Source organism: Nocardiopsis mangrovi (assembly GCF_042653925.1).
Lineage (GTDB): Bacteria > Actinomycetota > Actinomycetes > Streptosporangiales > Streptosporangiaceae > Nocardiopsis_B > Nocardiopsis_B mangrovi.
The window spans coordinates 1-613 of sequence record NZ_JBHSFQ010000103.1; the positions used below are offsets into that span (position 1 = coordinate 1).

A 613-nucleotide genomic window follows, 5' to 3' on the forward strand; every position below is an offset into this window, starting at 1 on the left:
GGCGGGGGCGGTGGAGCTGTTGGGGGAGGCGCGGGAGTGGCCGGAGACCGGTCGGCCGCGTCGCGTGGGGGTGTCGTCGTTCGGGGTGAGCGGCACCAATGCCCACCTCATCCTCGAACACGACCCGACCGGACCGGTCGGCCATGCCCCGGACACGGAGTCCCGATCCGGCGCGCTGCCCGTCGTACCGCTCGTGGTGTCGGCGCACGGTGAGTCCGGCCTGCGCGAACAGGCACGACGGCTCGCCGCGCACCTGGCCGACCCGGGGCGGCCGACCGGGCGCCCCGGATCGCCCGCCCCCACCGGCGACCTCGCCGATACCGCACTCTCGCTCGCCACGACCCGCGCCGTGCTGCGCGACCGCGCGGTGGTCCTGGCCGGCGACCGTGAAGCGGCGGTCGCCGGACTGCGGACCCTTGCGGACGGGAACGAAGCCGCGGACGTCCTCGCCGGTCCACGGCAGGCCGGTGGTGTGGGGGTGTTGTTTTCGGGTCAGGGGTCGCAGTGGGTGGGGATGGGGCGGGGGTTGTATGGGGCGTTTCCGGTGTTCGCGGAGGCTTTTGATGAGGTGTGCGGGGCGTTGGACGGGGCGCTCGGGGGGTGTGCGGGTGGT

The 613-nt window shown here is 74.7% G+C and carries 1 protein-coding gene; it reads left to right on the forward strand.

What is annotated here, in order from left to right; genetic code table 11:
- Window positions 1-10: 10 nt before the first annotated feature.
- A partial coding sequence (locus tag ACFO4E_RS30125) for a ketoacyl-synthetase C-terminal extension domain-containing protein (RefSeq protein WP_378580752.1) occupies window positions 11-613 on the forward strand: 603 nt, incomplete at its 3' end.